This window comes from Actinomycetospora sp. ABD4_176, from assembly GCF_056311855.1.
Genome location: NZ_CM149974.1, coordinates 4,311,064 through 4,336,421, shown reverse-complemented (window position 1 = coordinate 4,336,421; position 25,358 = coordinate 4,311,064). Strand labels below are relative to the sequence as shown.

The window sequence follows — 25,358 nt, the reverse complement described above, 5'->3', positions numbered from 1 at the left end:
TCCCCGGCGTCACTTCCCGAGCGTCTGCCCCGTCGAGCGCAGGTCCTCGCAGGCCGTGGTCACCCGCTCCGCCATCGCGACCTCGGCCTTCTTGCCGTAGCTGCGCGGGTCGTAGGTCTTCTTGTTCCCCACCTCGCCGTCGATCTTCAGCACGCCGTCGTAGTTCTCGAACATGTGCGCGGCGATCGGGCGCGTGTAGGCGTACTGGGTGTCGGTGTCGACGTTCATCTTGACCACGCCGTAGTCGAGGGCCTCGTGGATCTCCTCGAGCAGCGAGCCCGAGCCGCCGTGGAAGACCAGGTCGAACGGCTTCGAGCCGTCGGGGAGGCCCAGCTCCTTGGCCGCGACCTCCTGGCCCTTCTTGAGCACGTCGGGACGGAGCTTGACGTTGCCCGGCTTGTAGACGCCGTGCACGTTGCCGAACGTCGCGGCCAGCAGGTAGCGGCCCTTCTCCCCGCCGCCGAGGGACTTGACGGTGCGCTCGTAGTCGCCGGGCGCGGTGTAGAGCTTCTCGTCGATGTCGGCGGAGATGCCGTCCTCCTCGCCGCCGACGACGCCGATCTCCACCTCGAGAATGATCTTCGCCTTGCCCGCCTTCTCCAGCAGCTCCTGGGCGATCTCGAGGTTCTCGGTGAGCTCCACCGCCGAGCCGTCCCACATGTGCGACTGGAACAGCGGGTTCTGCCCGCGGTCGACGCGCTCCTGGCTGATCGCGATCAGCGGGCGGACGTAGGAGTCGAGCTTGTCCTTCGGGCAGTGGTCGGTGTGCAGCGCGACGTTGATCGAGTACTTCTCCGCCACGACGTGCGCGAACTCGGCGAGCGCGCTCGCGCCCGTCACCATGTCCTTCACCGACTGCCCCGACCCGAACTCGGCCCCGCCCGTGGAGAACTGGATGATCCCGTCGCTCTCCGCCTCGGCGAAGCCGCGCAGGGCCGCGTTGATGGTCTCCGAGGACGTGCAGTTGATGGCCGGGAACGCGAAGCGGTTCGCCTTCGCGCGGTCCAGCATCTCGATGTAGACCTCGGGGGTCGCGATGGGCATCGTCGTGCCTCCCAGGAGCTCCTCGACAGGGGCCGGGCACCGGAGCGGGCGCGGTCCGGCCGGGCGTCGGCGCAGTATGACGCAGGCGAGGCGCCCGGCGCTGCGTCGTCCGGTGTGACCGGAGTCCCCGCGCACGCCCCTGGGCCACGCGGGTGATCCGGGGGCTCGCGGTCGTCCCCACCGGGACCACGCGTGGTGAAGGGCTATCGTCGGAGAGGTGGGTCACCCGGGGGAGAGCGCCGTCGAGCGCACACTGGGCAGCCTGCGGGCCATCGACGCCGTCGCCCCGGCCGACGCCGCGGTCGCGCACCCGTCGGCCCGCCCGTCGGGCCCGCCGCGACCTCCCGGCCCGCCGGGCACCGCGTCGTCCGGGCCGGCGTTCGGGCCGGCGAGCGGCCCGGTCGCCACCCAGGACCAGCACGAGGCCCCGCGCACGCTCGAGGACCTCTACCGCGAGCACCGGATGCGGTTCGTGCGCCTCGCGGTGCTGCTCGTGGACGACCCGGCGACCGCCGAGGACGTCGTCCAGGAGGCGTTCACCGGGCTGCACCGGCACTGGAGCCGCCTGCGCGACGAGCACGCGGCGCTGGGCTACCTGCGCACGGCGGTGGTCAACGGCTCCCGCTCGGTGCTGCGCCGCCGGCGCACCGCCCGCGAGTACACCCCGCCGCACACCGCCGACGCCCGCTCGGCCGAGTCGCTCGCGATGCTCTCCGCGGAGCACCAGGCGGTGGTCTCGGCGCTGGGCAAACTGCCGCGGCGCCAGCGCGAGGTGCTGGTGCTGCGGTACTACGGGGGGCTCTCCGAGGCCGAGATCGCCGAGGCCACGGGCATCAGCAAGGGCACGGTGAAGTCGACGGCGAGCCGCGGGCTCGAGGCCATCGGCAAGCTGGTCGGCGGGGGGTAGGGCCGGTCGGGCGACCGGCCCAGCGATCCCGGACGGCCCACGGACGGCCCTGGGTCACGCGGGGTGTCGCCGTTACCATCGGCCGGGATGAGCGACGAGCGGCTGCTGTCCGAGGCCCTGCGTGCGCACGCCGCGGGCGGGGTGTCCACCCCGGGCGGCGCCGCCGGGGGTACCGGTGATCCCTCGCCGCCCACCGAGGCGCACGAGGCCCCGTCCGGCGGCTCGCGGCTGCGCGACCGCTTCCGCCCGCTGGGTCGCCGCCGCGGGCAGGAGGAGGCGGCGCCGGGGAACGCGCCGGAGACCGTCGCCCAGCACGGGCCGGCGACCGCCGGCCCGCCCGGCATGACCGGCCCCGGGCCCGCCGTCGGCAAGGCCCCCGCCGGACCCACCGCCGTCGGACCCACCGCTGCCGGACCCACCCCCGCCGGACCCGTCCCCGGCGGGCCCGGTGCCGGCGGCCCCACGACGACCGGCCCCTACTCCGCCGCCACGCGCGGCGGGCCGCCGATGCCGCGTCCGGCCCCGCGTCCCGGGCCGGCGACCGCCGAGCGCCCCTGGGCGCCGGGCGCGCCGCCGCCGCGCGCCCCCGCCCGCCCCGGTCCCCCGCCGCCCGGCCCCGGTCCGGCCGGTCGTCCCGCGGCGCCCGGGGTGCCCCGGGCCCGGCCGGTACCCGCGCCCGGCACGGCGCCGCCGCCCGCCGACGCGCCCTCGGCGTGGACACCCGCGCGGATCGCCTGGTGGTCGGGTGTCGCGCTGCTCGCCGGCGCCGTCGCGGGCGCGCTCGCGGCCGTCGGCACCCTGGCCCTGCCGGGCTGAGCAGGTCACCACCCGGACGAACCGGTGACCCCGCCGCCGACGCCCCGGCCCGCCGCGTACGGTGCTGTGACGTGTCGCCCACCGCCGCCGCCACCACGGTGCAGGCCCTCGGCCCCGAGTGGCTGGACCCGCAGTACATCATCGAGGCGCTGGGCCCCTGGGCCCTCGCGGGCGTGTGCCTGATCATCTTCGCCGAGTGCGGACTGCTGGTCGGCTTCTTCCTGCCCGGCGACTCGCTGCTGTTCATCACCGGCCTCGCGGTGGTCACCGGCCTCATCGACACGCCGCTGTGGCTGGTGTGCGTGCTGCTGGTGGTGTGCGCGTTCCTCGGCAACGCGCTGGGCTACTACATCGGGCTCAAGGCCGGGCCCCCGATCTTCGACCGGCCGAACTCCAGGCTCTTCAAGCGCGAGAACGTCGAGCGCACGCAGAAGTTCTTCGACAAGTACGGCAACCGGGCCATCGTGCTCGGCCGGTTCGTGCCGATCGTGCGGACGTTCATCACCGTCATGGCCGGCGTCGGGCGCATGGACGCGCGTCGCTTCCTGACGTTCTCGCTGATCGGCGGCGTCGCGTGGGCGGCCGGGGTGACGCTGCTCGGGGCCGGCCTCGGCCAGTTCGAGTTCGTGAAGAACAACATCGAGGCCATGCTCCTCCTCGTGGTCGCGCTCTCCCTGGTGCCGATCGCGGTCGAGCTCATCAAGGCGCGCCGGGAGCGCAAGCTCGGGGCGCAGGGGCTGGCCGAGGACGTCCTCGACGGGGCGACCGACGAGCCCACCCAGGTCATCGACACCGGCGTCGACGGGCCCACCCAGCACATCGACCGGCGCCGCTGACCCTCCTACGGGGAGGCGTGCGCGCGGATCCACGCGTGCATGGCGATCCCGGCCGCGACGCCGGCGTTGATCGACCGCGTCGACCCGTACTGCGCGATCGCCAGCACCTGGTCGGCGCCCGCCACGGCCGCCGGCGTCAGCCCGACACCCTCCTGACCGAACAGCAGCACGCACCGGCGCGGCAGCACCGCGGTCTCGAGGGCCGCCGCCCCCGGAGCGGTGTCGACGGCGACCACGACGAGGTCCTCGGTCCGGGCCCAGGCGAGCAGGGCCGCGACGTCGGGGTGGTGGTGCACGTGCTGGTAGCGGTCGGTCACCATCGCGCCGCGCCGGTTCCAGCGCCGCCGTCCGACGACGTGCACGGCCGCCGCGGCGAAGGCGTTCGCGGTGCGCACGATGGTGCCGATGTTGGCGTCGTGGTGCAGGTTCTCGATCGCGACGTGGAACGGGTGGCGCCGCTGGTCGAGGTCGGCGACGACGGCCTCGCGGCGCCAGTAGCGGTAGCGGTCGACGACGTTGCGCCGGTCGCCGGCGGCGAGGAGCTCGGGGTCGTAGCGCGGGTCGTCGGGCCAGGCCGCCGGCCCGCCCGGCCAGGGTCCGACCCCGACCGGCTCCGGCCCGGTCGTCCACTCGGTGGGGCCGGGCTGGTCGTCCTCGGGGCCGGGGTCGCTCACAGCCCCAGGTCGGCCAGCCCGAGCAGGGAGCGGCAGGCCAGGTCGCGGGCCTCGACGGCCTCGGTCGCGCCCGTGCCGCGGTCGACGACGGTGACGACGCCGACCACCTCGGCGCCCGCCTCGACCAGCGCGTCCACCGCGGTGAGCACGCTGCCGCCGGTGGTCGAGGTGTCCTCCACGGCGAGCACCCGGCGACCGGTGACGTCGGGGCCCTCGATGCGCCGCTGCATGCCGTGGGTCTTCGCGGCCGAGCGCACCACGCAGGCGTCGACCGGCGCGCCCGGGGCGTGCATCACCGCGAGCGCGACCGGGTCGGCGCCGAGGGTGAGCCCGCCGGCGGCGTCGTAGTCCCAGTCGGCGGTCAGCTCGCGCACGAGTCGCCCGATCAGCGGCCCGGCCTCGTGGTGCAGGGTCGCGCGGCGCAGGTCGACGTAGTAGTCGGCCTCGCGCCCCGAGGACAGCGTCACGCGGCCGTGGACGACGGACAGCTCCGCGACGAGGGCCGCGAGGCGGGCGCGGGCGTCGGGGTCGACCGTCGGGGTGGTCACCGCACTCATCCCCGTCCCGTCGCCGTGCGCGCCGCGATCGCCCGCAGCAGGGCGCGCGGCACCATCCGCGTCGCGCCCACGATCGTCTTGTACACCGCGCCCGGCACCGACACCGCCTTCCCCGCCTCGAGGTCGTCGAGACCCTCCGACACCACCGTGTCCGCGTCCAGCCACAGCCAGTCCGGGCCCTGGCGCTCCTGCCCGAGGCGCGCGTGGAACTCCGTGCGCGTGAAGCCGGGGCACAGCGCCATGACCCGCACCCCGGTGCCGTGCAGGGTCAGCGCGAGGTTCTGCGAGAGCGTCGTCACGTAGGTCTTGCCGGCGCTGTAGACCGACCCCCGCCCGGGCAGGAAGCCGGCCACGCTGGAGACGTTGACGACGTCGCCGCGCCCCCGCGCCACCATGCCGGGCAGCGCGGCCGCGGTCAGCTCGAGCACGGCGGCCGTGTTGACCTCGTAGTTCGCGCGCAGCGCCGCCGGGTCGGTGTCGACGAACTCGCCGGCGGTCGCGTAGCCCGCGTTGTTGACGAGCAGCGCGACCGGGCGGCCGGCGTCCAGCCGGTCGGCGACCCGCCGCCGCTCGGCGGCCGCCGCCAGGTCGGCGACGAGCACCTCGACACCGACCCCGTACCGCGCCCGCAGGCGCTCGGCGAGGCTCTCGAGGCGGCCGGCGTCGCGGGCGACGAGGACGAGGTCGTGCCCGGCGACCGCGAGCCGCTCGGCGAACGCGGCGCCGATCCCGGAGCTGGCGCCGGTGACCAGCGCGGTGCCGTCGCGCGCCCCCCGGGGACCGCGGCGGCCGCGCAGGGCGCCGGCGAGGCTCCCGCCCCGGCCCCCGCCCCGGCGCAGCCCGGACGCGGCGCGGACGGCGTCGAACGGGACGAGCCGCGACACCCCGGCGAGCGCCTTGAGGCCGATGCCGGGCGTCGAGACCGGGTGGCCCGCGGCGTGGTCGGCGAGCGCGGCGGCCGCCACGGCGTCGGCGTCGGGCGGGGCGACGCGCATCGCCACCGCGTCGGCGGCCCGGCCCGGCGGCGGGGTGGGGCAGACGACGGTGAGCCCGAGGCCGTCGCGCGCCAGGGCCTGGGCCAGCGACTCGGTGAGCATGGCGACGTAGGCCTGCGCGGCCCCGTCGAGACCGGGCGCGCCGGCCAGCGGCACGTAGGCCCCGGGGCCGGCGACGGTGATCACGCCGCCCGGGCCTGGGTGCCCGCGGGCGATCATCCCCGGCAGCGCGGCGCGCAGGAGCGCCAGCACGGCGCCGGCGTTGCGGTCCAGGGCGGCGCGGACCCGCGCGGGGTCGCCGTCGGGCAGGGCCTCGGTGCCCGCCTTCGGGGGGCCGACGACGAGCAGGTCGATCGGGCGGGTGTCGGCCGCGAGGCGGCGGGCGACGAGGTCGAGGTCGTCGGCGTCGGCGAGGTCGCCGGGCAGGATCTCGGGACGCGTCCCGGCCGGCTCCCCGGCCAGTTCCCCGGCCAGCGCCTCGAGCGCCTCGCGCGCACCGCCGGCGAGGATCAGCTCGTCGCCCCCGGCGTGCAGGCGCCGGACGAACGCGCGGCCCAGGTCGCTGTCCGCGGACGTGACCAGGGTCCGGCGCGGGACGGGCCCGCTCACCGCCCCGAGGACGAACTGCTGCGGGCGCCGGGCCCGAACTCGTCGTCCTCGACGTCGTAGGGGATGTCCGCGGGGCTGTCCTTGTGGGTCGGGCGCGGGGCGGCCGGGGGGTCGTCGGGGCGGGCGGCGTCCGCGGGGGCGTCGGGCGCCGGGGCGTCCTCCGGCCCGGGCCCGGCCGCGTACGGGTCCTCCTCGTCGCCGCCGGCCGCGTTCTCGAGGGCCACCGACACCTCGACGAGCGCCTGTAGCAGGCCCTGGACGCGCTCGGGGTCGGCCCCGGCGTCGATGCTCGCGAGCACCCACGTGTCCTCGGCCCAGACGAGCGGCACGTCGTCGCCGACGAGGTCGGCGGCGCGGGCGACCTCCGGGGTGATCAGCGGGCGGGCCTGGGCGACCGAGGTGACGAACGCGTAGCGCTCGCCGACCTGGCCCAGCGAGTCGAGGCCCGCGTCGTCGGGCAGGGGCGCCGAGGGCAGGCGCAGCTCGAGCGCGACGGGCAGGGTCGCCACCCCGCGCACCGCGGCGACGATCCCGGTGACCTGGCCGGCCTGCTCGTGGTCGAAGACGTGGGCGAGGCGGCGGCCGCCCGGACCGGGGACGGCGCCGGTGGCGAGGTCGAGGGCGCGACCGTGCCCGCCCTGGTGCACGGCGCCGTAGCGCCAGCGGCTCGGCAGGACGGGGTCGACGTCGACGAACTCCCAGCTCTTCTGCTCGGCCCAGCGGCGCCGGTCGCGCCGGTGTCCGCCGGTGCGCGCGCGGTCGGAGAGCAGCAGCAGCGCCCCGCCGCCCGCGGCCAGCGCCGCGACGACGAACCAGACCCAGGCAGGCACGCCCTGGAGGGTACGACGCCCACGTCCACCCATCGTGCAGCCCATCACCGGCGCGCCGAACCATGTGAGCACTTTCCGGGCCTATAGGCCCGGAAAGTGCTCACATATCGGGTCGCGGGGCGCGGTTAGAGTCGGTGATCGTGAGCGCCACGCTGGTCGCGCGGGACCTCGCCGCCGCGCACGGCGCCCGGGTGCTGTTCTCCGGTCTCGACCTCGTCGTGGCACCCGGCGACGTCATCGGGCTGGTCGGGGTCAACGGCGCCGGGAAGTCCACCCTGCTGCGCCTGCTCGCCGGGCTCGCCGCGCCGGACCAGGGGTCGGTCGCCGTCACCCCGCCGACCGCGACCGTCGGCCACCTGCCCCAGGAGACCGCGCGCGTGCCGGGCGAGACCGTGCGCGGCTTCCTCGGCCGGCGCACCGGCGTCACCGACGCGGCCGCCACGCTCGAGACCGCGACCACCGCGCTCGCCGAGGGCGTGCCCGGCGCCGACGAGGCCTATGCCGTCGCGCTCGAGCGCTGGCTGGACCTCGGCGGCGCCGACCTCGAGGAGCGCACCGGCGAGGTCGCCGACGACCTCGGCATCCCCGCCGACCTGCTCGACGCGGAGATGACCGCGCTCTCCGGTGGCCAGGCCGCCCGCGCCAACCTCGCCTCGCTGCTGCTCGCGCGCTTCGACGTGTTCCTGCTCGACGAGCCCACCAACGACCTCGACCTCGCGGGCCTCGAACGGCTCGAGCGCTGGGTGCGGGAGCTGCGCGCGGGCACGGTGCTCGTCAGCCACGACCGCGAGTTCCTGGCCCGCACGGTCACGTCGGTGCTCGAGCTCGACCTCGCGCAGCAGCAGATCACCCAGTACGGCGGCGGCTACGAGGCCTACCTCGTCGAGCGGGCGACCGCGCGCCGGCACGCGCGCGAGGCCTACGAGGAGTACGCCGAGAAGCGCTCCGAGCTGACCGCGCGGATGCAGACGCAGAAGCAGTGGGTGGACAAGGGCGTGCGCAACGCCCGCAGGAAGGCCACCGACAAGGACAAGTTCATCAAGCACCACAACGCGCAGACCTCGGAGAAGCAGGCCTCGAAGATCGCCCAGACCGAGCGACGGATCGAGCGCATGGAGGTCGTCGAGGAGCCCCGCAAGGAGTGGGAGCTGCGGATGTCGATCGCGACGGCGCCCCGCTCGGGAACGGTCGTGGCGACGCTCGACGGCGCGGTGGTCCGGCGGGGCGACTTCACCCTCGGCCCCGTCACCCTGCAGCTCGACTACGCCGACCGCGTCGCCGTCACCGGGGCCAACGGAGCCGGCAAGTCGACGCTGCTCGCGCTGCTGCTGGGCCGCCTCGCGCCCGACGCGGGCCGGGCGGCGCTCGGGTCGGGCGTGGTCGTCGGCGAGGTCGACCAGGCCCGCGGCCTGCTCACCGGCGCGACCGCCCTGCTCGACGTCTTCTCCCGGGAGCCCGAGCTCGACCGCTGGCCCACGGCCGAGGTCCGCACCCTGCTCGCGAAGTTCGGGCTCGGCGCCGAGCACGTGCACCGCGGCGCCGACACCCTCTCCCCCGGCGAGCGCACCCGCGCCGCGCTCGCGCTGCTGCAGGCCCGCGGCGTGAACCTGCTGGTGCTCGACGAGCCCACCAACCACCTCGACCTGCCCGCCATCGAGCAGCTCGAGTCCGCGCTCGCGTCGTTCGAGGGCACGCTCCTGCTCGTCTCGCACGACCGTCGCCTGCTCGCCGGGGTCGCCACCACGCGGCACTGGCACGTCGACGCGGGGCAGGTGCGCGAGCGCAGGTGAGCAGCGCACCGGTCGTGAGAACGTTCTCATCGCGTCGTCACGGACCGCTCACCCGCGACGGCCAGGGTGGCGGCATGGCTCGACCGACGCTCTCCGCCGCCCTGCTGCTCGCGGGCCTCGGGATCGGCATGGTGGGCGCGACGGCGTGCGACACCTCGACGGGTGTCCCGCTGCCCGCGCCGGTGTCGGTGCCGTCCGTGCCGCCGGCACCGGGCGGGGCCCCCGCCCCCGGGCAGGACGACGACGGCTACGTGGCGCCGCCGCCCGCCGGCGGGCAGGAGGACGGGGATGACGGCGCGGACAGCCCGGACGACGGCCCCGACGACGGCCCCGACGACGGCCCCGACGACGGCCCCGACGACGGCCCCGACGACGGCTGACCCCGACCGCGACGCGGCACCTGAGCGGGCGACCGCGACGACCGGCCACCTCGCCCGCTTCCTACGTGCCCGCGGCACCCGCGTCCGCATCGTCGCCTGGGTGCTGCTGCTCGTGCTCGGGAGCCTCGCGGTGGTCACCGTCGTCACCTGGCAGCTGCTGATCCGCGCCACCGACGCCCGCATGGACACCGCCCTGCGCACCGAGATCGAGGAGTTCACCGCGCTCACCGCGTCGGGTCGCAGCCCCGCCGACGGCGCCCCGTTCGCGTCGGTCGACCAGGTGCTCCAGACCGCGATCACCTACAACCTCGCCCGCCCGAACGAGAAGTTCCTCGGCTACCTCGACGGCGTCTTCCGCTACCAGAGCCGCCAACAGAGCCCGGTGCTGCTCGCGGACGACCGCGAGTTCGCGCGCCTCGCCGGGTCGGTGGCGACGCCGGTCGAGGCGCGCTACGAGAGCCGGGCGGGGGAGGTCCGCTACATCGCGGTCCCGGTGACGCTGGCGGGCGACCCGGCGCGCGGGGTCATCGTCGTCGCCTACTTCGCCGACCAGGAGCGCTCCGCCGCCGACGACGCCGCGGGACTCATGGTGGCGGCGGGCGCGGTCGTCGCGGTGCTCGCGGCGGTCGCCGCGTGGCTGGTCGCGGGCCGGATCCTGCGCCCGGTCCGCGACGTCGCCGACACCGCGCGGGCCATCACCGAGACCGACCTCTCCGCGCGCATCACCGCGGGCGCCGAGGGCCGCGACGAGCTCGGAGCCCTGGTGCGGGCGGTGAACGCGATGCTCGACCGCGTCGAGGACGGGGCGCGCGCCCAGCGCCGGTTCGTCGACGACGCCGGTCACGAGCTGCGCACCCCGATCACCATCGTGCGCGGGCACCTCGACGTGGTCGACGCCGACGACCCCGCCGACGTCCGCGGGACGATCGGGCTGGTCGACGACGAGCTGGAGCGGATGAACCGCATCGTCACCGACCTGCTCGTGCTCGCGAAGGCCGAGCAGCCCGAGTTCGTGCGCCCGGCGCCCACCGACGTCACCGCGCTGCTCGAGGAGACGCGGCGGTTGGCGTCCGGGCTCGCCGACCGGGAGTGGGCGCTGGTCGGCGGCACCGACGCGCTCGGTCCCGACTTCACCGCCGACCTGGACGCCCAGCGGGTGACGCAGGCGCTGCTCGTGCTCGCCGACAACGCCGCCCACCACACCGCGCCGAGCGACCGCATCGTGCTCGGCGCCGGGGTGGACGGCGGATCCCTGCGGCTGCGGGTCGCCGACACCGGCACCGGCGTCACGGCCGCCGACCGCGAGCGCATCTTCGCCCGCTTCGCCCGCGGCAGCGGAGAGACCCGGCGCTCCGACGGCGCCGGCCTCGGCCTCGCCATCGCCGGAGCGATCGCCGCCGCGCACGGCGGGCACGTCGAGCTCTCCGACGGCGTCGGCACCGGCCTGCCCGGCCAGAGCGGGCCCGGCGCCACGTTCACGCTCGTCCTGCCCCTGCACCACCCCGAGACCGAGACGGACCGCCGTTGAGCAGCATCCTCATCGCCGAGGACGAACCGCGGATCGCCGCGTTCGTCGAGAAGGGCCTGCGGTCGGCCGGCTTCGCCACGACTGTCGTCGACGACGGGATCGCCGCCCGCGACCAGGCCCTGGCCGGGCACCACGACCTGCTGGTGCTCGACATCGGGCTGCCGGGCCTCGACGGGTTCGCGGTGCTCGCGGAGCTGCGGGCGTCGGGGTCGCGGATGCCGGTCGTCGTGCTGACCGCACGGGACAGCGTCGCCGACACGGTCGCGGGGCTCGAGGGCGGCGCCGACGACTACATGGCCAAGCCGTTCCGGTTCGAGGAGCTCCTGGCCCGGGTGCGCAGGCGGCTCGCCGACGCCGGGAGCGGCGAGGTGACGGTGCTGCGCCTCGGCACGCTGTCGCTGGACCTGCGTACCCGCCGGGCCACGGTGGACGGGCAGACCGTCGACCTGTCGGCGCGCGAGTTCGTCCTCGCCGAGACGTTCCTGCGCCACCCCGGCCAGGTGCTCTCCCGCGAGCAGCTGCTCTCGCGGGTGTGGGGCTACGACTTCGACCCGGGCTCCAACGTCGTCGACGTCTACGTGCGCTACCTGCGCCGCAAGCTCGGGGCCGAGTGGATCACGACCGTGCGCGGGATGGGGTACCGGCTCGGCTGAGGCACGGGGGCTGCTGGGGTGCTCGGGCCGTCAGTCGCCCCAGCCGTCGTCGTCGCCGGGACCGTCGTCGTCGTCCCGGACATCGTCGAGGTCGTCGTCGCGGTCGTCGCGGTCGTCGCGGTCGTCGCGGTCGTCGTCGCGGTCCCGCAAGCCGTCGTCGTCATCGTCGTCGTCACCGAGGCCGAGCGGCGGCAGCGGCTGGCCCGGCGCCGGCCCGGAGCCCGGGACGGCGGGCACGGACACGGCGACGGGCATCGGGGCGCCGTCGGTGGCGGCGCAACCGGTGAGGGCGAGCGCCCCGCCGAGCGCGGCGAGGACGAGCAGGGAGCGGCTACGGGTCAGCGGGCTCATGGGGTGCCTCCGGAGGTCGCGCGGGCGTCCCTCGCCCGGCACGCACCAGCGTCGTCGGCGCCGGTGAGGCGTCCGGGAGAGGGCGATGAGGGCACTCTCACGGAGCGCGGAGGACCTCGCGGGCGAGGTCGACGAGGCCGTCGTCGTCGCGGGCGGCGCCGCGGCGCTCGGCGCGGGCGAGGGCGTCGGCGCCGAGCCGGTCGGCGAGGTGGTCGCGCAGTGCGGCGAGGCGGGCGGCGTCGGCACCGAACAGGGCGCCGCCGGATCGCCGGGCGAACAGACCGCCGAGGAGCTCGGCCGCGACCTCGTCCCGGCCCGCCCGGGCGAGCAGCTCGACCACCGCGCGCAGGCCGACCCACTGGTGGGTGCGGTTGCCGGTGCCGCGCCAGTGCTCCAGGGACTCCGCGGCGGCGCGGGCCGCGCCCGGGACGTCGCCCCGGCGGGCGCGCAGGGACGCGACGGTCACCAGGGCGACGCCGAGGGCGTAGTGCTCGCCGACCGCGCGGGCCCGGCGCACGGCGTCCTCGACGAGGTCGAGCGCCGCGTCGGGGTCGTGCTCGACGCGCACCTCGCCGCGCGTGTACACGGTCCACGGCCGCAGCAAGGGATCGCCGCCGGCGCGCACCGCGGCGTCCAGGGCGTCCGCCTCGGCCACGGCCCCCTGCCGGTCCCCCTCGTACGCGACGGCGAGGAGGCGGGAGCAGGTGGCGAGGGTCTGCACGCGGTCGTCACCGGCGGCCGTCGCCAGGCGCTCGGCGTCCGCCGCCGCCTCCGCCGACTCCGCGCCCCGACCGGCGAAGCCCGTCACCTCGGACTGCAGGAAGGCCAGCACGGCCGCCGGGGGATCCCCGGGTGAGGCGAGGGCCCGGCGGCCGCGGGCGACGTGCTCCTGCGCGCGGTCGAGGTCGCCGGCGAACCGCGCCCCCTCCGCCGCGACCGCGTGCACCCACGGAGCCGAGGCGCCGAGATCCGACGGCGCGGCGAGGAGCCCGTCGGCCCAGGCGAACAGCTCCGGGGTCATCCGCACCTCGCCGACGTCGACCAGCGCGGCGACGAGGTCCGCGGTCAGGGCGGGGTCGTGCGCGGACGACCACGCGACCGCGGCCCGCAGCTCGTCCCACTCGGCGACGACGGCGGCGAGACGGCGGTCGGCGTCCGGCCCCGCGAGGCGACCGGTGCGGCGCAGGAACCCTCGCGTCTCCTCGGCGTGACGTCGACGCAGCCCGGCCGCCTCCCCGCGCTCCTCGAGCCGCTCGCGCGCGTGGGCCCGGACGGTCTCGAGCAGGGCGTAGCGCGTCGGGCCGATGCCCGCGTGGTCCACCGACGCGGTGACCAGCGACTTGTCCACGAGCGCGGCGAGCACCGCGTCGAGGTCCGGCTCGTCGGTGACCGCCCGCGCGGCGGCCCGCGTGAAGCTCCCGGCGAAGACGCCGAGCCGGTCGAGCACCGTGCGCTCCCGTTCCTCGAGGAGGCGGTAGGACCAGTCGACGACGGCGTGCAGCGTCCGGTGCCGGCTGCTCCCGCCGCGGTGCGGGCTGCGCAGGAAGCGCCGGTGCACCGGGAGGTCGGCGGCGAGCTCGGCCGGCGACACCACCCGCATCCGGGCCGCGGCGAGCTCGAGGGCCAGGGGCAGCCGGTCGAGGCGCCGGCAGACCTCGGTGACCGCCTCGCGGTTGGCGTCGGTGACCGCGAACGCCGGGTCGGCGGCGCTCGCCCGCTCGGCGAAGAGCGCCACGGCCGCGTCGTCGGCCAGCGGCGGGAGCGGCCGGACCCGCTCGCCGGGCACGCCGAGCGGCTCGCGGCTGGTGGTGAGCACCGTGACGGTCGGGCAGGTGTCGGCGAGGCGCTCGACGAGCTCGGCGACGGCGTCGACGACGTGCTCGGCGTTGTCGAGCACCAGCAGCAGCCGCCGTCCGCGCAGGACCGCGGGGACCCGCTCGCGGGCGTCGGCACCCGACGCGCCCGGGGCGCCCACGGCCGCGACGACCGCCGGCGCGACCTCGGCGCCGGTGGCCACCGTCGCGAGCTCGGCGACCACGACGCCGTCCGCGAACGACCCGCCGACCGACGCCGCGACGTGCCGAGCGAGCGTCGTCTTCCCGACCCCGCCGGGCCCCACGAGCGTCACCGGCCCGTCCCCGAGCGCGCCGGTCACGCCGGCCAGCGCCGAGGCGCGCCCGATCAGTGCGGCCCCGGGATGGGGAGCGAACGCGCCGTCCGCTGCTTCTAGCGCAACGAACGGCGCGTTCGCTGCCACCACCACGGGCGGCGCCGGCTCCCCCGCCAGCACCCGCGCCTCGAGCGCGCGGATCGCCGGGCCCGGGTCGAGGCCCAACTCGTCGGCGAGCACCCGCCGGTGGGCGGCGACCGCGGCGAGGGCGTCGCCCGGGCGCCCGGCGCGGTGCAGCGCGTCGACGAGCAGCTCGCGGCGGCGCTCCCGCAGCGGCGCCGCGGCCACGAGCACCTCGAGCCGGGCGACGGCGTCCCCGGGCCGCCCGAGGTCGAGGTCGGTCGCAGCGCGGGCGTCCTCGAGCTCCCGGCGCAGCTCCTCGAGGCGCACGGCGACCGGGCGGAACGGCTCCTCGTCGGCGAACTCCGCGAACGCCGGGCCGCGCCACAGCGCCAGGGCCTCGTCGAGCAACGACGCCCGGACGTCCGCGTCGACCGCCGCCCGCGCCCGGTCCTGCAGCCGGGCCGCCGCCGTCGCGTCGAGGGCGTCCGCCGCGAGCTCGAGCGCGTAGCCGGGCGGGCGGGTGGCGAGCGCCGCGGCGCCGACGACCCGCCGGGCCCGCGCGACGAGGCTGTGCAGCGCAGCCTCGCCGTGCTCGGGCGCGCCGTTCGGCCAGACGTCGCCCACCAGCCGGTCGACGGGCACGATGCGGCCCGGGTCGAGCGCGAGGAGGGCGAGCAGGCGCCGGACGCGGGCCGAGCGGACCGGGGCGTCGGCGACCTCGATCGCTCCCAGCACCCGCACCACGCACGTCACGTCCACCACCCGCGCACGAAGCCTAGCCACCTCCGACCCCGGATTCACCCGGTGCTCGCAGCGAGTCCCGGGCCGCCCCGACCCCGCGGTCCGGGCCTCGGTGACGGCCGTGGCCACGGTGCCGGTCCGCCGCCCTCGCGGGCGTTTCCTCAGTCCATCGGGACGGCCGGGCCGCTGACGTCGACGCCCCGGCTCGGGTCGGCCGGGACGTCGACGAGCAGCGTGCTCGGGCGTCCCATCTCCTCGCCCTGGTGCAGGGTCAGGCGCACCGGGGCGACGATCGCGCCCTGCTCGACGAGGTAGCCGCCGAGCGCGGCGGCCGCCGCCCCCGTCGCGGGGTCCTCGTACACGCCGCCGGGCGGGAACGGGTCGCGCACGGCGAACTCGACGCCGCCAAGGCGGTGCACGAGCTGCACGGTCGTCCAGTCGCGGTCGGCCATGAGCGCGCCGAGCGCGTCCATGTCGTAGTCGAGGGCGGCCAGGCGCTCGCGCGTGGCGGCCGCGAGCACGAGGTGGTGCGCGCCGGCGTAGGCGACGCGGGGCGGCAGCGCGGGGTCGAGCTCGTCGCGCCGCCACCCCAGCGCGGCCAGGGCGGTGTCGACGTCGGCCTCGGCGACCGGCGCGACCGACGGCGGCACGCTCGTGAGCGTCGCCAACAGGACCCCGTCCTGCCAGCCCGTGCGCACCGTCACCGGGCCCGACCGCGTGTGCAGCACCTGGGTGCCGGGGCCCTCGCGGTGCGCCAGGGCGATCCCGGTGGCGATGGTGGCGTGCCCGCAGAACGGCACCTCGGCGCGCGGGCTGAAGTACCGCACGGTGTGGTGGTGCGCCCCGTCGTCGCCGGCCGCCCCGGGCGGTGGCGCGAGGAGGAACGCGGTCTCGGAGAAACCGACGTCCGCGGCGATCTCGCGCATCGTCTCCTCGTCGAGCCCCTCGGCGCACAGCACGACCCCGGCCGGGTTGCCCCCGGCCGGGGTCGTGGTGAACGCCGCGTAGCGCAGGATCTCGGGCTCGTCCGGGCCGGTCATCCCGTGCTCCCTCCGCCGACCGGTGGGGACCCCGGAGCCTAGGGCCGCAGGCGGTAGAACCGGAACATGTCGTTGTCGAGCTCGTCGAGCACCTCCACCGCGGCGAAGCCGGCGGCGCGGGCGTACTCCTCGAGGGTGCTGCGCCGCATCACCGTGCCGGTGGCGGCCGAGCCCGGCGTGGAGAGGCCGTCGGGCAGGCAGCACAGCAGGGAGAACCCGTAGAACAGCTGCTCGACCTCGTCGCCGTCCGGCGTGAACGTGTCCGCGACCTTCTCGTCCATGATCAGGACGGTGCCGTCCGCGGCGACGGCGCGACGCATCGCGGCGAGGACCCCGACCGGGTCGGGCATGTCGTGGACGCACTCGAACGCGCAGACCAGGTCGTAGCCGCCCTCCTCGGCGATCCCGCGGTCGATCGCGCCGGCCATGTCGACGTGGTGGGCGGCGACCCGGTCGGCGACCCCGAACTCGCGGGCGTGGGCGCGGACGGCCTCGATCGAGGCCTCGTCGACGTCGAAGGCATCGACGCGTGCGGTCGGGTAGCCGCCGGCGATCCCGACCGTCGACCAGCCCATGCCGCAGCCGACGTCGGCCACGCGGCCGCCGGCGCGCAGCGCCCGGTCGACCGCGGGCAGCAGGGGCAGGTAGTCGCGGGTCAGGGCCTTGCGCAGCAGGCCGCGGTTCTGGTCGCCCTGGCCCTCGCGGGCGTCGACGCCGAGCCGCTCCCAGCTCACGCCGCCGCCGGTGCGGTAGGCCTCGAGCAGGTCGTCGACGCGGCGCTGCCCCGCGGTCAGCACCCGGGCCACCGACGGCAGGTACACCTCGCTGTCGGGGTCCGCCAGCACGGGCACGTGGGCGGCGGGGAGCGTGAAGCGCCGGACGTCGGGCTCGGCGCCGGGGTCGTCGACGGTGAGCAGGCCGCAGACCGCCTGCTGCTCGAGCCATTCGCGGGCGTAGCGCGCGGCGGTCTCCGTGCGGGCGGCCAGCTCCGGGGCGGTGGCCGGGCCGTCGGCGGCCAGGGCGCGGTACCAACCCAGGCGGTCGCCCAGGTAGATGGCGGTGAGGTTCTCCGCGCCGAGGATCCATCCGAAGACCTTCTCGGCGCACGCCGTGGTGCGTTGCTCGTCGTCGGTCTCGGCGGGGACGGTGTCGGGACGGGTCTCGGTGGTCGTCATGGCGACGACGGTGCGCCGCGGCCCTGCCGACCGGCTGTCGTCCGGCTGTCCGACCGGTGCCCGCGCCTCGACGGGCGCGCGGCGGGCGGCCGAGGATGCGGGGCGTGACGGTGGTGGTGTGCGGCGCGGGGATCGCGGGGCTGGCGCTGGCGCGAGAGCTCGGCCGCGCGGGGATCCCCGTCACGGTGCTCGAGCGGGCGAGCCGGCCGCGCGGCGGCGGCTACATGATGGACTTCTTCGGCCCGGGGCACCTGGCCGCCGAGGAGACCGGCCTCCTCCCCCTGCTCGCGCCGGTCGCGTACTCCGTGACGGCCGTGACCTACGTCGACCGCCGGGGCCGCCGCACGGCGGAGATCGACTACGCGGCGGCGACCCGCGCCGTCGGGGGCCGCCTGCTGAGCCTGCTGCGGGGCGACCTCGAACGGGTGCTGCGTGACGACCTCGACCCGGTGGTGGACCTGCGCTTCGGGGTGACGGTCACGGAGGTGGTGCCGCGCGGCGACGGCGTCGTCGTGGCGCTCGCGGACGGGACCCGGCTCGACGCCCTCGCCGTGGTGGGAGCCGACGGCGTGCACTCTGCGGTCCGCGCCCTGCTCCACGGTCCGGAGCACGCGTACCTGCGCCCGCTCGGGCTGCACACGGCCGCCTGGACGTTCCGTGACGCCGCGCTGCGCGCCCGCCTGGGTGACCGGTTCGTCATGACCGACACGGTCGGGCACGGCGCAGGTCTCTACGGGCTCGCCGGTGACGAGGTGGCCGCTGCGGTGTTCCACCCGGCCCCACACGCCGACCCGCTCGCCCTGCCCGTCGATGCGGCCGGCACGGTGCGGGCCGTGCACCGCGACCTGGGCTGGGTCGTGCCCGACGCGCTCGCCCACTGCCCGGACGACGCCGACCTGTACTACGACGTCGTCGCGCAGGTCGAGCTGCCGCGATGGAGTCGGGGCCGGGTCACGCTGCTCGGGGACGCCGCGGGGGCGGTCTCGCTGCTCGCCGGCCAGGGCGCGTCGCTCGCCGTCGCGGGCGCCCACGTGCTGGCCGGCGAGCTCGGGCCCGCACTCGCGTCCGGCGGGGACGTCGAGGAGGCGTTGTGCCGCTACGAGGACCGCGTGCGCCCGGTCACGACCGCGAGCCAGGAGGCGGGGCGGCGCAGCGCCGACTGGTTCCTGCCGGCGACCCGCACCCGCCTGCTCGCCCGCCGCCTCGCGCTGCGGGCCCTGCGCCTGCCCGGGTTCGATCGGCTCGTCGCCCGCAGCCTCGTCGGCACCGCCGGCCCGCTTCCCTGACCGGAGGCGTGCCCCGGCCCGCCCGTGGTGCTCACCCGCCCCAGATGTCCTCGACGAAGCGCCCCTCGCCGCGCATCCCGACCAGCCAGTCGGCGGCGTCCTGGCCCGACCCGCCGGCGTGGTCGCGGCGGATCTCGATCAGGGCCTCGCGGACCGCGGGCGCCATGGTCGACGCGTTGCCGCACACGAACACCGACGCGCCCTGCTCGATCAGCTCCCACACCTCGTCGCCCCGGGCCCGCATCTCGTGCTGGACGTAGCGCCGGCCCTCGACCGGGCTGCGGGAGTGCACGGAGCGCACGCGCACGACGCCCTGCTTCTCGTACTCGTCGAGCTCCGCGCGGTACAGGTCGTCGGCGGGGCCGCGGCACCCGGAGAAGAGCAGCGACGGCCCGATCGGCACCCCCTGTGCCCGCAGCGCGTCACGCTCCTGGAGGAAGCCGCGGAACGGCGCGATGCCGGTCCCCGCCCCCACCATGATCATCGGCGTGTGCGGGTTCTCGGGCGGGTGGAAGGGGATCGAGGGCGACCGGACGAAGGCGAACACCGTCCCCTTCTCCGGCACGCGGGCGAGGTAGCCCGAGCAGACACCGCGGAACACCCCGGTCCCACGGCGCGCCGGGCCCCGCAGGACCCCGGACGTCACGGCGCAGATCTGTGGGTCGACCAGCGGGGACGACGAGATCGAGTAGTAGCGCGGTCGCAGCGGGGGCAGCAGGTCGACGAAGACCTCGAAGGGGACGTCGCAGGCCGGGTGCTCCTCGAGCAGGTCGAGCACCGACCGGTTGGCCTCGGCGACCTCGCGCCGGTAGCGCGCGCGGGACTCCTCGTCGTCGCCCGCGAGCGCGAGCAGGGCGCCCCGCTGGTCCGGATCGTCGGTGTGGGCGGCGAGGGTCTCGATGTCGCCGCGCCCTGCCGGGTCCTGGAGCTCCACGCACGCGCCGAGCACCCCGAGCAGGGGTGTCGGCTCGTCGATCGGCAGGTGCGTGTGGGTCCCGCTGCGCGGGCTGATCGTGAGGTACTGCCCGGCGTCCAGACCGAAGCGGGCCATGACGCGCCAAATCTGCTCGGTGGTGTTGCGGGGGAGGACCCCGAGGTGGTCGCCGGTCCGGTAGGTCGCGCCGGCGGGCAGGGCGATCTCGAGGTGTCGTACCGAGCGACCGTCCGCGCTCCGGGCCGCCCCGCCGCCGTCGAGGATCAGCTCGTGGTTGTCGAGCACCGTCGCCGCGCGGGCGTCGTAGGAGGTCACGACCGGGTTGGCCGCCTGCCGGTTGGTCACGGTGATCGACAGCCGGGACCCCGAGGTCGCCGGGGTCGCGGCGGTGGCGGGCAGGTCGAGGGCGGTCGCCAGGTCGCTCCACAGCGACGCGTGCCACGCGCGGTACTGCTCGTCGAAGTCCGCCTCGGCGTCGCCCTCCCCGCGGGCGTGCACCCGGTGGGCCCCGTGGGCCTCGAGCTCGGTGTCGAGCAGCGTGGGCACCTTCTGGTAGGTCGCCGACCAGGCCGTGTCCCCGCACCCGAAGACCGTGTACGCGAGTCCCCGGCCCACGTCCGCCGGTGTCGCCGGGTCCTGCAGCCAGCGGCAGAAGACGGCCGCGTTGTCCGGTGGTGTGCCGTTGTACGACGAGCTCACCACGACGGCCGCGCCCGTGGTCGGGAGGCGACCCACGTGGTCGTCGAGGGGCCCGAGGGTCACCGCGTAGCCCCGCTCGGTGCCCTCGGCGGCCAGGCGGGTGGCGAGGCCCTCCGCGGTGCCGAGGTTCGAGCCGAACAGCACCGCGAGCGGGGTGTCGTGGCGGGCCTCGACGGGCACCGGCGCCGTCGCCGGCCGCGCGGCCGGCTCGTCGGCCTGCGGGGCGCGGATCGTCGTCGACGGGGCCACGCCGCCGACGGGCAGCGGACGCCCCGGGCGGGGCACGACGCGCAGCCGGAAGCCGTCGGGCTTCACGGTGAGGGTGGTGCGGACCCTCAGCTCGTAGTCGAGGTGGTCGACGAACTCGAAGCGCTGCAGGAGCATCCCCAGCACCAGGACGGCCTCCTGCAGGGCGAACTGGCGCCCGATGCAGGCCCGTTGCCCGGTGCCGAAGGGCTTGTAGGCGTTCGGCGGGAGCGCGGCGAGGCGCTCCGCGGAGACGTGCTCGGGGTCGAACTCCTCGGCGTCCGGCCCCCACACCTCGACCGAGCGGTGGAGCATCGGGATGAGCACGGTCAGGGGCGTGCCCGCCGGGACCGCGTACCGCCCGCCGAGGACGGTGTCGGCGAAGGGGGCCCGGGTGAACAGCGGGGCGGTGGGCCACAGGCGCAGGGTCTCCTCGAGCACCTGCCGGACGTAGGTCAGGCGGCGCACCTGCTCGTGCGTCGGCCATGCGTCGTCGCCGAGCACCTCGTCGACCTCGGCGCGGGCCCGGGCGGCGACCTCGGGGTGCTTGACGAGGAAGTAGAGCGCGAAGGTCAGCAGGCCGCTGGTCGTCTCGTGGCCGGCGATGAGGAAGGTCAGGCACTGGGCGATGATGTTGTCGTCGGGCAGGCCCTGACCCGTCTGCCGGTCGACGCCCGTGAGCATGAGCCCGAGCAGGTCGCCGCGCTCGATCTCCCCGGACGCCCGTCGCTCGTCGATGAGCTTCTGCACGACGTCGCGCATGAGCGCCTGGTCCTCGTCGGCCTGCCGCTCGGCCCGCCGGTGCAGCCGGTTCTGGACCGGCAGGCGCCGCGCCCGCGCCTGCGCGGCGGTCAGCGAGCGGGTCATGGCCGCGACGAACGGGTGCGGGGTGTCGCGGTAGAACGAGTTGAAGCGGTAGTCGAACCCGCAGAGGGCGATCGTGTCGAAGGTCAGCGAGGTCATGTCCTTGGCCACGTCGACGTCCTCGTCGGGGTTCAGCCGCGCCCACCGGTCGCAGAGCTGGCCCGCGATGTCGAGCATGCGCGGCAGGTAGCCGTGCATCGCCTGCGCGGCGAAGGCCGGCATGAGGATGTCGTGCGCGCGGTGCCACAGCGGGTCCTCGGTGTCCGAGGAGAACAGGCCGTGGCCGGCCACGCTCCTCTGGATGGTCTTCAGTCCGGCCGCGATCTTCTTGTCGAAGTGCTCGTCGTCGCAGATCTCGTTCACGAGATCGGGACCCGAGACCATGAGGCGGGTCCCGGCCGGTGTGGCGAGCCGGTAGATCGGCCCGTACTCGCGCGCCAGCCGCACGAAGCCCTCGACGGGGCTGTCGCGGTCGATGTCGAGCAGGTTGCCGAGGTAGGGCAGTCCACGGGGGCCCGGGACGGCGTCGAGGTCGGTCGGAGCGGTCATGGCGGGTCCTCCCGGACGTGGGCGGGATCTCGGGCGCTCCGGGTGGTGTGCAGCAGGACCCCGCTGAGCGCGAGGACCCAGACCGGGAAGGCCACCAGGACCGCGGGATGGAAGGTGGTGCCGACGAGCAGGCCCGCCGCGAGGACCAGGGCCGCGATCGTGAACCAGCGCGGCACGAGGCCGGCGGCGCGCACGAGGAGGGTCGTCGCGATCAGGTACATGCCACCGACGCGGACGCCGTAGACGAACAGCAGCGCGTAGCCGGTGCCCGCGAGGGCGCGAGCGGTTCCCGGTGCGGTCGGGGGCCCGGCACCCACCGTGGAGATCAGACCGGGCGCCCCGACCGCGGCGGCCCCGGCGAACACGAGCCCGACGAACACGGTGGCCGCACCGAGGTGCAGCCAGCGGGTCGGCTCCGGGGTCGGCCGACCGGTCGCGGTGACCAGCGAGCGCACGGTGGCCATGTGCCACAGGAACGCGATCCCGGAGAAGGGCGCGACGTGCAGGCCGAGGGCCACGAACGCGTCGCCGCTCCCGGCGTAGTAGGCGATGTAGGCGGCGTCCGGCGCGCCCAGGCCCGGCGCCTGGTCCACGAGCACCAGCGCCGAGAGGGCGAGCGCGGCGAAGACGACGCCGACGACGGCGCACAGCCGCGCGATCCGCCGGAGCGCCGCGGGCCCGACCGGCGGCACGGGCGTGACGGGCACGGGCGTGACGGACCCGGGCGTGACGGGCCCGGGCGGCCCGGAGCGGCCGTCGTCCGGCGCGACGGCCGGTTCGGTCCGCGTCATCGCTGCTCCTGGCACCCGCGTCGGATGGCGTGCCGCTGGGCACTCACCGTGGCGAGCGTGCTGAGATCAGGTCAAGAACGTGCAGGCACTCGGGTGACGTCTTCGCGAACCGTCCACCTCGTGTCACCGAGCGCAACGACGACGTCGGCGCGGAGCAGTCGCGCGGACGCGGGGCGTCACCGCGTCCCGACCGGTTCGACGTCGTGACCCATCCGTGCTGGAGACGGCGACGGGATGGTGGCGCGCTGAGCGGCACCCGTCGAGACATCGGAGGTCTGCCGTGGAGTCGTGGCGTACGGAGCTGGTCCGCGAACGGGTCGGGGGCCGGACCCGCCACGTCGTCGCCGCCCTGCGCATCGTCGCGGGCGTCGCGTTCATCCTGACCTCGATCGGGAAGTTCACCGACCGGGCGGGCTACATGGCGCTCTTCGAGAGCTTCGGCCTCCCGGCGTCCGCCGCGCTCGTGCTGCTCGTCGGCCTGACCGAGCTCGTGGGGGGCGTGCTGCTCGTCCTCGGCCTGGGCACCCGTCTCGCGGCGCTCGCCCTGGCGCTCACCATGGTCGGGGCGATCGCCACCGCCGGCGTGGCGGTCGGCGGGCCGATCCACCTGGGTCTCGCGCCCACCCTGCTCGTGATCATGCTGGTCGTGCTGTGGGCCGGCCCGGGCGCGCCGTCGCTCGACACCCGCCTCCTGGCCGCACGCCCCGGTCGTGCGCTCGGGGCGTGAGGGGCACCGGATCTGGGCGCGGTCGTCGCCGGGACCCCGGACTCGACCGGCGTCAGCTCGTCGAGCTGCTCGCGGCCTGACCGGCCGTCGCTCCCATGGGCGCCGGCGCGCCCGCCGCCGCGTGCTCCCGCCACCGGCCGAGGAGCAGGGCGCAGCCCGCGGCGCCGACCACGGCGGCGACCGCCGGGGCCGCGCCCGGCCGGTCGAGCAGCTGGACGGCCCAGCCCGCGGTCGCCGGCCCGAGCAGCCCGCCGATCGCCGCGGACGCGTGCAGGACACCGAGACGTGCCGCCAGGCCGGTGGTGCCGAACCGCTCCGCCGCCACCGCCGTGCCGAGGCCGACGTAGGCGCCGTGGGCGGGCCCGAACGCCAGGGCGAACACGAGCAGGAAGGCCGCCCGGTCCCCGGCCACGAGCCACACGCCGAGCGCGGCGGTGAGCGTCACCGCGGCCAGCCGGTACAGCGGCCAGGCGCCCCAGCGCGCGACGGCCGGCACGACGGCGAGGCGCCCGGCGACGCTCGCCGCGCCGACGACGGCCAGGAGGCCCGCGCCGAACGCCGGACCCAGGCCCCGGGCGACCGCGTCCGGGGCCAGGTGCACGTACGGGACGAACATCGCGGCGGTCACCCCGACCGCCGCGAGGCACAGCCGGCGGACCTCCGGGTCGGCCAGCACGGCGAGCGGACCCGGTTCGGCGGACCCCGGCTCGCCGGCCGGCGCGCGCACGGGGCCCGCCGTCAGGGCGCACGCGAGGAGGACGGCCGCGGACCCGGCGGCCAGGAGCAGCAGGGCCCCGCGCAGCCCGGTCCCGCCGAGCAGGGCGAGCACCACCGGCGGCGTCACCACGGTGCCGAGCCCGCCGCCGGCCGTGGCCAGGACGAGCGCGACCGACCGGTGCCGCCCGAAGGCGGCCCCGACCTCGGCGAGCAGGGGCACGAAGAGGCAGCCGGCGCCGCCGCCCACCCCGAGCGCGAACGCCGCGCCCGCGAGGGTGAAGGGCTCGACGACGGCGAGGGCCACCAGCCCGGCGGGCACCAGGGTCGCGCCGGCGAGGGCGAGCCGGCGGGTCCCCCACCGCCCCGCGAGCGGTCCCGCGACGAGACCCGTCGCGAGCATGACGAACAACGTCGCCGAGAACATCGACGCGGTGCTCCCCCGGCCGACGCCGTGCGCCGCGGCCAGCGGGTCGGCGAGGGGACCCGCGCCCGTCGCGAGACCGAGCGCCACCGTCGTGGCGGTCACCGCGCGCCCGAGGACGACGACGGGTGCGGCGCCCCGTCCCGTGGCCGTCACGACCCGCCTCCGGCCGTCGCCGCGGCCCGGAAGTACTCGCCGGCCACCGAGTCCCGGTACTGCGCCGGGCCGGCGGCGGCCTCGAGCCCGGCGGTCTGGGTGATCTGTGCGCGCAGCGCGGCGACCTTGCGGTCGAGGAGCTCGCCGTCGAGCTCGAGGTCGACCACCAGCTCCTCGGTCGGGCACGGCGCGAAGGCGTCGTCGCTGTCGTCCATCGGCTCGACGAACTCGGCGAACCGCGCGACCCAGGCCGCCGTGACCGCCGCGTGCAGCACGCGGGGCGCCCGGGCAAGCCGGCCGACGGCGTGGTCGACCCAGGCCGAGACCGCCCGGTGGTCGGAGTGCCCGGTGATGCCGTCCGGGCCGAAGGTCAGCACGGTGTCGGGGGTGACCTCGGCCAGGACCCCCGCCAGCTCGTCGATGGTCTCCGTCCCCGGGTCCGGGCGCAGCGCACCGTCGAGGTGGCAGCGGCCGCGGGCGTCGCCGAGGAAGCGGTGCTCGATCGACGGGTGCAGCGCCGCGAGCGAGTCGACGATCTCGGACGAGCGCACCCGCGCGAGGTGTTCCGGCGGGTGCCGCACGGGGTCGTCGGTGCCGTGCTCGCCGCGGGTGGCGGTGACGACCACGACCCGCTGCCCGGCGGCGGCCGCGGCGGCGAGCACGCCCGCCGAGAGGTAGGCCTCGTCGTCGGGGTGTGCCCACACCCCGACGACGGCGCCGAGGCGGGGCACCGTGGCGGCGGTGCGGATCACGGTACTGGTCTCGATCGTGGTCATGGCGGTCTCCTCGTGACGGTCCGTCGGTGGACG

The 25,358-nt window shown here is 76.6% G+C and carries 22 protein-coding genes; 9 read left to right on the top strand and 13 right to left on the bottom strand.

Translation table 11 applies throughout. The features are described 5' to 3' along the window. Positions 1 to 9: 9 nt before the first annotated feature. Positions 10 to 1,044 carry a class II fructose-bisphosphate aldolase gene (gene fbaA, locus ACYX4T_RS20920; RefSeq protein ID WP_476011194.1) on the bottom strand — a complete coding sequence of 345 codons (1,035 nt, stop codon included), beginning with the start codon at positions 1,042 to 1,044 and terminating at the stop codon, positions 10 to 12. A gap of 217 nt (positions 1,045 to 1,261) precedes the next feature. On the opposite strand from fbaA, the gene ACYX4T_RS20915 reads away from it, so the two are divergent. From ACYX4T_RS20915 to ACYX4T_RS20905, 3 genes are all read left to right on the top strand, one after another. Next, complete coding sequence (locus tag ACYX4T_RS20915; RefSeq protein ID WP_476011193.1) at positions 1,262 to 1,951, top strand: SigE family RNA polymerase sigma factor; 690 nt, start codon at positions 1,262 to 1,264, stop codon at positions 1,949 to 1,951. A gap of 87 nt (positions 1,952 to 2,038) precedes the next feature. Next, positions 2,039 to 2,767, top strand: coding sequence for a hypothetical protein (locus ACYX4T_RS20910; RefSeq protein WP_476011192.1), 729 nt, complete (start codon positions 2,039 to 2,041; stop codon positions 2,765 to 2,767). Positions 2,768 to 2,838: 71 nt separating this feature from the next. After that, the gene (locus ACYX4T_RS20905; RefSeq protein WP_476011191.1) at positions 2,839 to 3,603 is read left to right on the top strand and encodes a DedA family protein; all 765 of its coding nucleotides are present in this window, start codon (positions 2,839 to 2,841) and stop codon (positions 3,601 to 3,603) included. 5 nt (positions 3,604 to 3,608) lie between these two features. Here ACYX4T_RS20905 and ACYX4T_RS20900 read toward each other — a convergent pair whose 3' ends face one another. Genes ACYX4T_RS20900 through ACYX4T_RS20885 form a run of 4 tightly spaced genes read right to left on the bottom strand, consistent with a single transcriptional unit; the run spans position 3,609 to position 7,268 of the window. Next, positions 3,609 to 4,277: a TrmH family RNA methyltransferase gene (locus ACYX4T_RS20900; protein WP_476011190.1), complete on the bottom strand. Its 669-nt coding sequence runs from the start codon at positions 4,275 to 4,277 to the stop codon at positions 3,609 to 3,611. Beyond that, entirely contained in the window at positions 4,274 to 4,825 is a 552-nt protein-coding gene (gene pyrE / locus ACYX4T_RS20895; RefSeq protein ID WP_476011189.1) for an orotate phosphoribosyltransferase, read from the bottom strand. The genes ACYX4T_RS20900 and pyrE overlap by 4 nt, the downstream gene beginning before the upstream one ends. A gap of 5 nt (positions 4,826 to 4,830) precedes the next feature. After that, positions 4,831 to 6,438, bottom strand: coding sequence for an SDR family NAD(P)-dependent oxidoreductase (locus ACYX4T_RS20890; RefSeq protein WP_476011188.1), 1,608 nt, complete (start codon positions 6,436 to 6,438; stop codon positions 4,831 to 4,833). Further along, positions 6,435 to 7,268: a type III secretion system chaperone family protein gene (locus ACYX4T_RS20885; protein ID WP_476011187.1), complete on the bottom strand. Its 834-nt coding sequence runs from the start codon at positions 7,266 to 7,268 to the stop codon at positions 6,435 to 6,437. The genes ACYX4T_RS20890 and ACYX4T_RS20885 overlap by 4 nt, the downstream gene beginning before the upstream one ends. A 140-nt stretch (positions 7,269 to 7,408) precedes the next feature. On the opposite strand from ACYX4T_RS20885, the gene ACYX4T_RS20880 reads away from it, so the two are divergent. From ACYX4T_RS20880 to ACYX4T_RS20865, 4 genes are all read left to right on the top strand, one after another. Then, positions 7,409 to 9,058 carry an ABC-F family ATP-binding cassette domain-containing protein gene (locus ACYX4T_RS20880; RefSeq protein WP_476011186.1) on the top strand — a complete coding sequence of 550 codons (1,650 nt, stop codon included), beginning with the start codon at positions 7,409 to 7,411 and terminating at the stop codon, positions 9,056 to 9,058. A 74-nt stretch (positions 9,059 to 9,132) separates the two neighbouring features. After that, positions 9,133 to 9,438 carry a hypothetical protein gene (locus ACYX4T_RS20875; protein ID WP_476011185.1) on the top strand — a complete coding sequence of 102 codons (306 nt, stop codon included), beginning with the start codon at positions 9,133 to 9,135 and terminating at the stop codon, positions 9,436 to 9,438. Continuing rightward, complete coding sequence (locus ACYX4T_RS20870) at positions 9,347 to 10,966, top strand: sensor histidine kinase (RefSeq protein ID WP_476011184.1); 1,620 nt, start codon at positions 9,347 to 9,349, stop codon at positions 10,964 to 10,966. The genes ACYX4T_RS20875 and ACYX4T_RS20870 overlap by 92 nt, the downstream gene beginning before the upstream one ends. Continuing rightward, on the top strand, positions 10,963 to 11,619 hold the full coding sequence (locus ACYX4T_RS20865) for a response regulator transcription factor (protein WP_476011183.1): 657 nt from the start codon (positions 10,963 to 10,965) through the stop codon (positions 11,617 to 11,619). The genes ACYX4T_RS20870 and ACYX4T_RS20865 overlap by 4 nt, the downstream gene beginning before the upstream one ends. Positions 11,620 to 11,649: 30 nt before the next feature. Here ACYX4T_RS20865 and ACYX4T_RS20860 read toward each other — a convergent pair whose 3' ends face one another. The 4 genes from ACYX4T_RS20860 to ACYX4T_RS20845 form a co-directional block, all read right to left on the bottom strand. Continuing rightward, positions 11,650 to 11,970 (bottom strand): hypothetical protein, encoded by a 321-nt coding sequence (locus tag ACYX4T_RS20860; protein WP_476011182.1) that lies wholly within the window; start codon positions 11,968 to 11,970, stop codon positions 11,650 to 11,652. Positions 11,971 to 12,067: 97 nt separating this feature from the next. Then, positions 12,068 to 14,965: an ATP-binding protein gene (locus ACYX4T_RS20855; protein WP_476011181.1), complete on the bottom strand. Its 2,898-nt coding sequence runs from the start codon at positions 14,963 to 14,965 to the stop codon at positions 12,068 to 12,070. 140 nt (positions 14,966 to 15,105) lie between these two features. Beyond that, positions 15,106 to 15,984 carry a PhzF family phenazine biosynthesis protein gene (locus ACYX4T_RS20850; RefSeq protein WP_476011180.1) on the bottom strand — a complete coding sequence of 293 codons (879 nt, stop codon included), beginning with the start codon at positions 15,982 to 15,984 and terminating at the stop codon, positions 15,106 to 15,108. 38 nt (positions 15,985 to 16,022) lie between these two features. Beyond that, entirely contained in the window at positions 16,023 to 17,159 is a 1,137-nt protein-coding gene (locus ACYX4T_RS20845) for a class I SAM-dependent methyltransferase (protein WP_476011179.1), read from the bottom strand. A gap of 104 nt (positions 17,160 to 17,263) precedes the next feature. Here ACYX4T_RS20845 and ACYX4T_RS20840 point away from each other — a divergent pair, with 104 nt between their 5' ends. Continuing rightward, positions 17,264 to 18,445: an FAD-dependent monooxygenase gene (locus ACYX4T_RS20840; protein WP_476011178.1), complete on the top strand. Its 1,182-nt coding sequence runs from the start codon at positions 17,264 to 17,266 to the stop codon at positions 18,443 to 18,445. Positions 18,446 to 18,476: 31 nt separating this feature from the next. Here ACYX4T_RS20840 and ACYX4T_RS20835 read toward each other — a convergent pair whose 3' ends face one another. Both ACYX4T_RS20835 and ACYX4T_RS20830 read right to left on the bottom strand, forming a co-directional pair. Then, positions 18,477 to 21,737 carry a bifunctional cytochrome P450/NADPH--P450 reductase gene (locus tag ACYX4T_RS20835; protein WP_476011177.1) on the bottom strand — a complete coding sequence of 1,087 codons (3,261 nt, stop codon included), beginning with the start codon at positions 21,735 to 21,737 and terminating at the stop codon, positions 18,477 to 18,479. Continuing rightward, on the bottom strand, positions 21,734 to 22,528 hold the full coding sequence (locus ACYX4T_RS20830) for a hypothetical protein (protein ID WP_476011176.1): 795 nt from the start codon (positions 22,526 to 22,528) through the stop codon (positions 21,734 to 21,736). Before ACYX4T_RS20830 ends, ACYX4T_RS20835 begins: the two co-directional genes overlap by 4 nt. Positions 22,529 to 22,808: 280 nt before the next feature. On the opposite strand from ACYX4T_RS20830, the gene ACYX4T_RS20825 reads away from it, so the two are divergent. After that, on the top strand, positions 22,809 to 23,255 hold the full coding sequence (locus ACYX4T_RS20825) for a DoxX family protein (protein WP_476011175.1): 447 nt from the start codon (positions 22,809 to 22,811) through the stop codon (positions 23,253 to 23,255). Between the two features lie 52 nt (positions 23,256 to 23,307). Here ACYX4T_RS20825 and ACYX4T_RS20820 read toward each other — a convergent pair whose 3' ends face one another. Beyond that, entirely contained in the window at positions 23,308 to 24,549 is a 1,242-nt protein-coding gene (locus tag ACYX4T_RS20820) for an MFS transporter (protein WP_476011174.1), read from the bottom strand. Continuing rightward, a complete protein-coding gene (locus ACYX4T_RS20815; RefSeq protein WP_476011173.1) occupies positions 24,546 to 25,325 on the bottom strand; it encodes a PIG-L family deacetylase in 780 nt (259 codons plus the stop codon). Before ACYX4T_RS20815 ends, ACYX4T_RS20820 begins: the two co-directional genes overlap by 4 nt. Between the last annotated feature and the right edge of the window lie 33 nt (positions 25,326 to 25,358).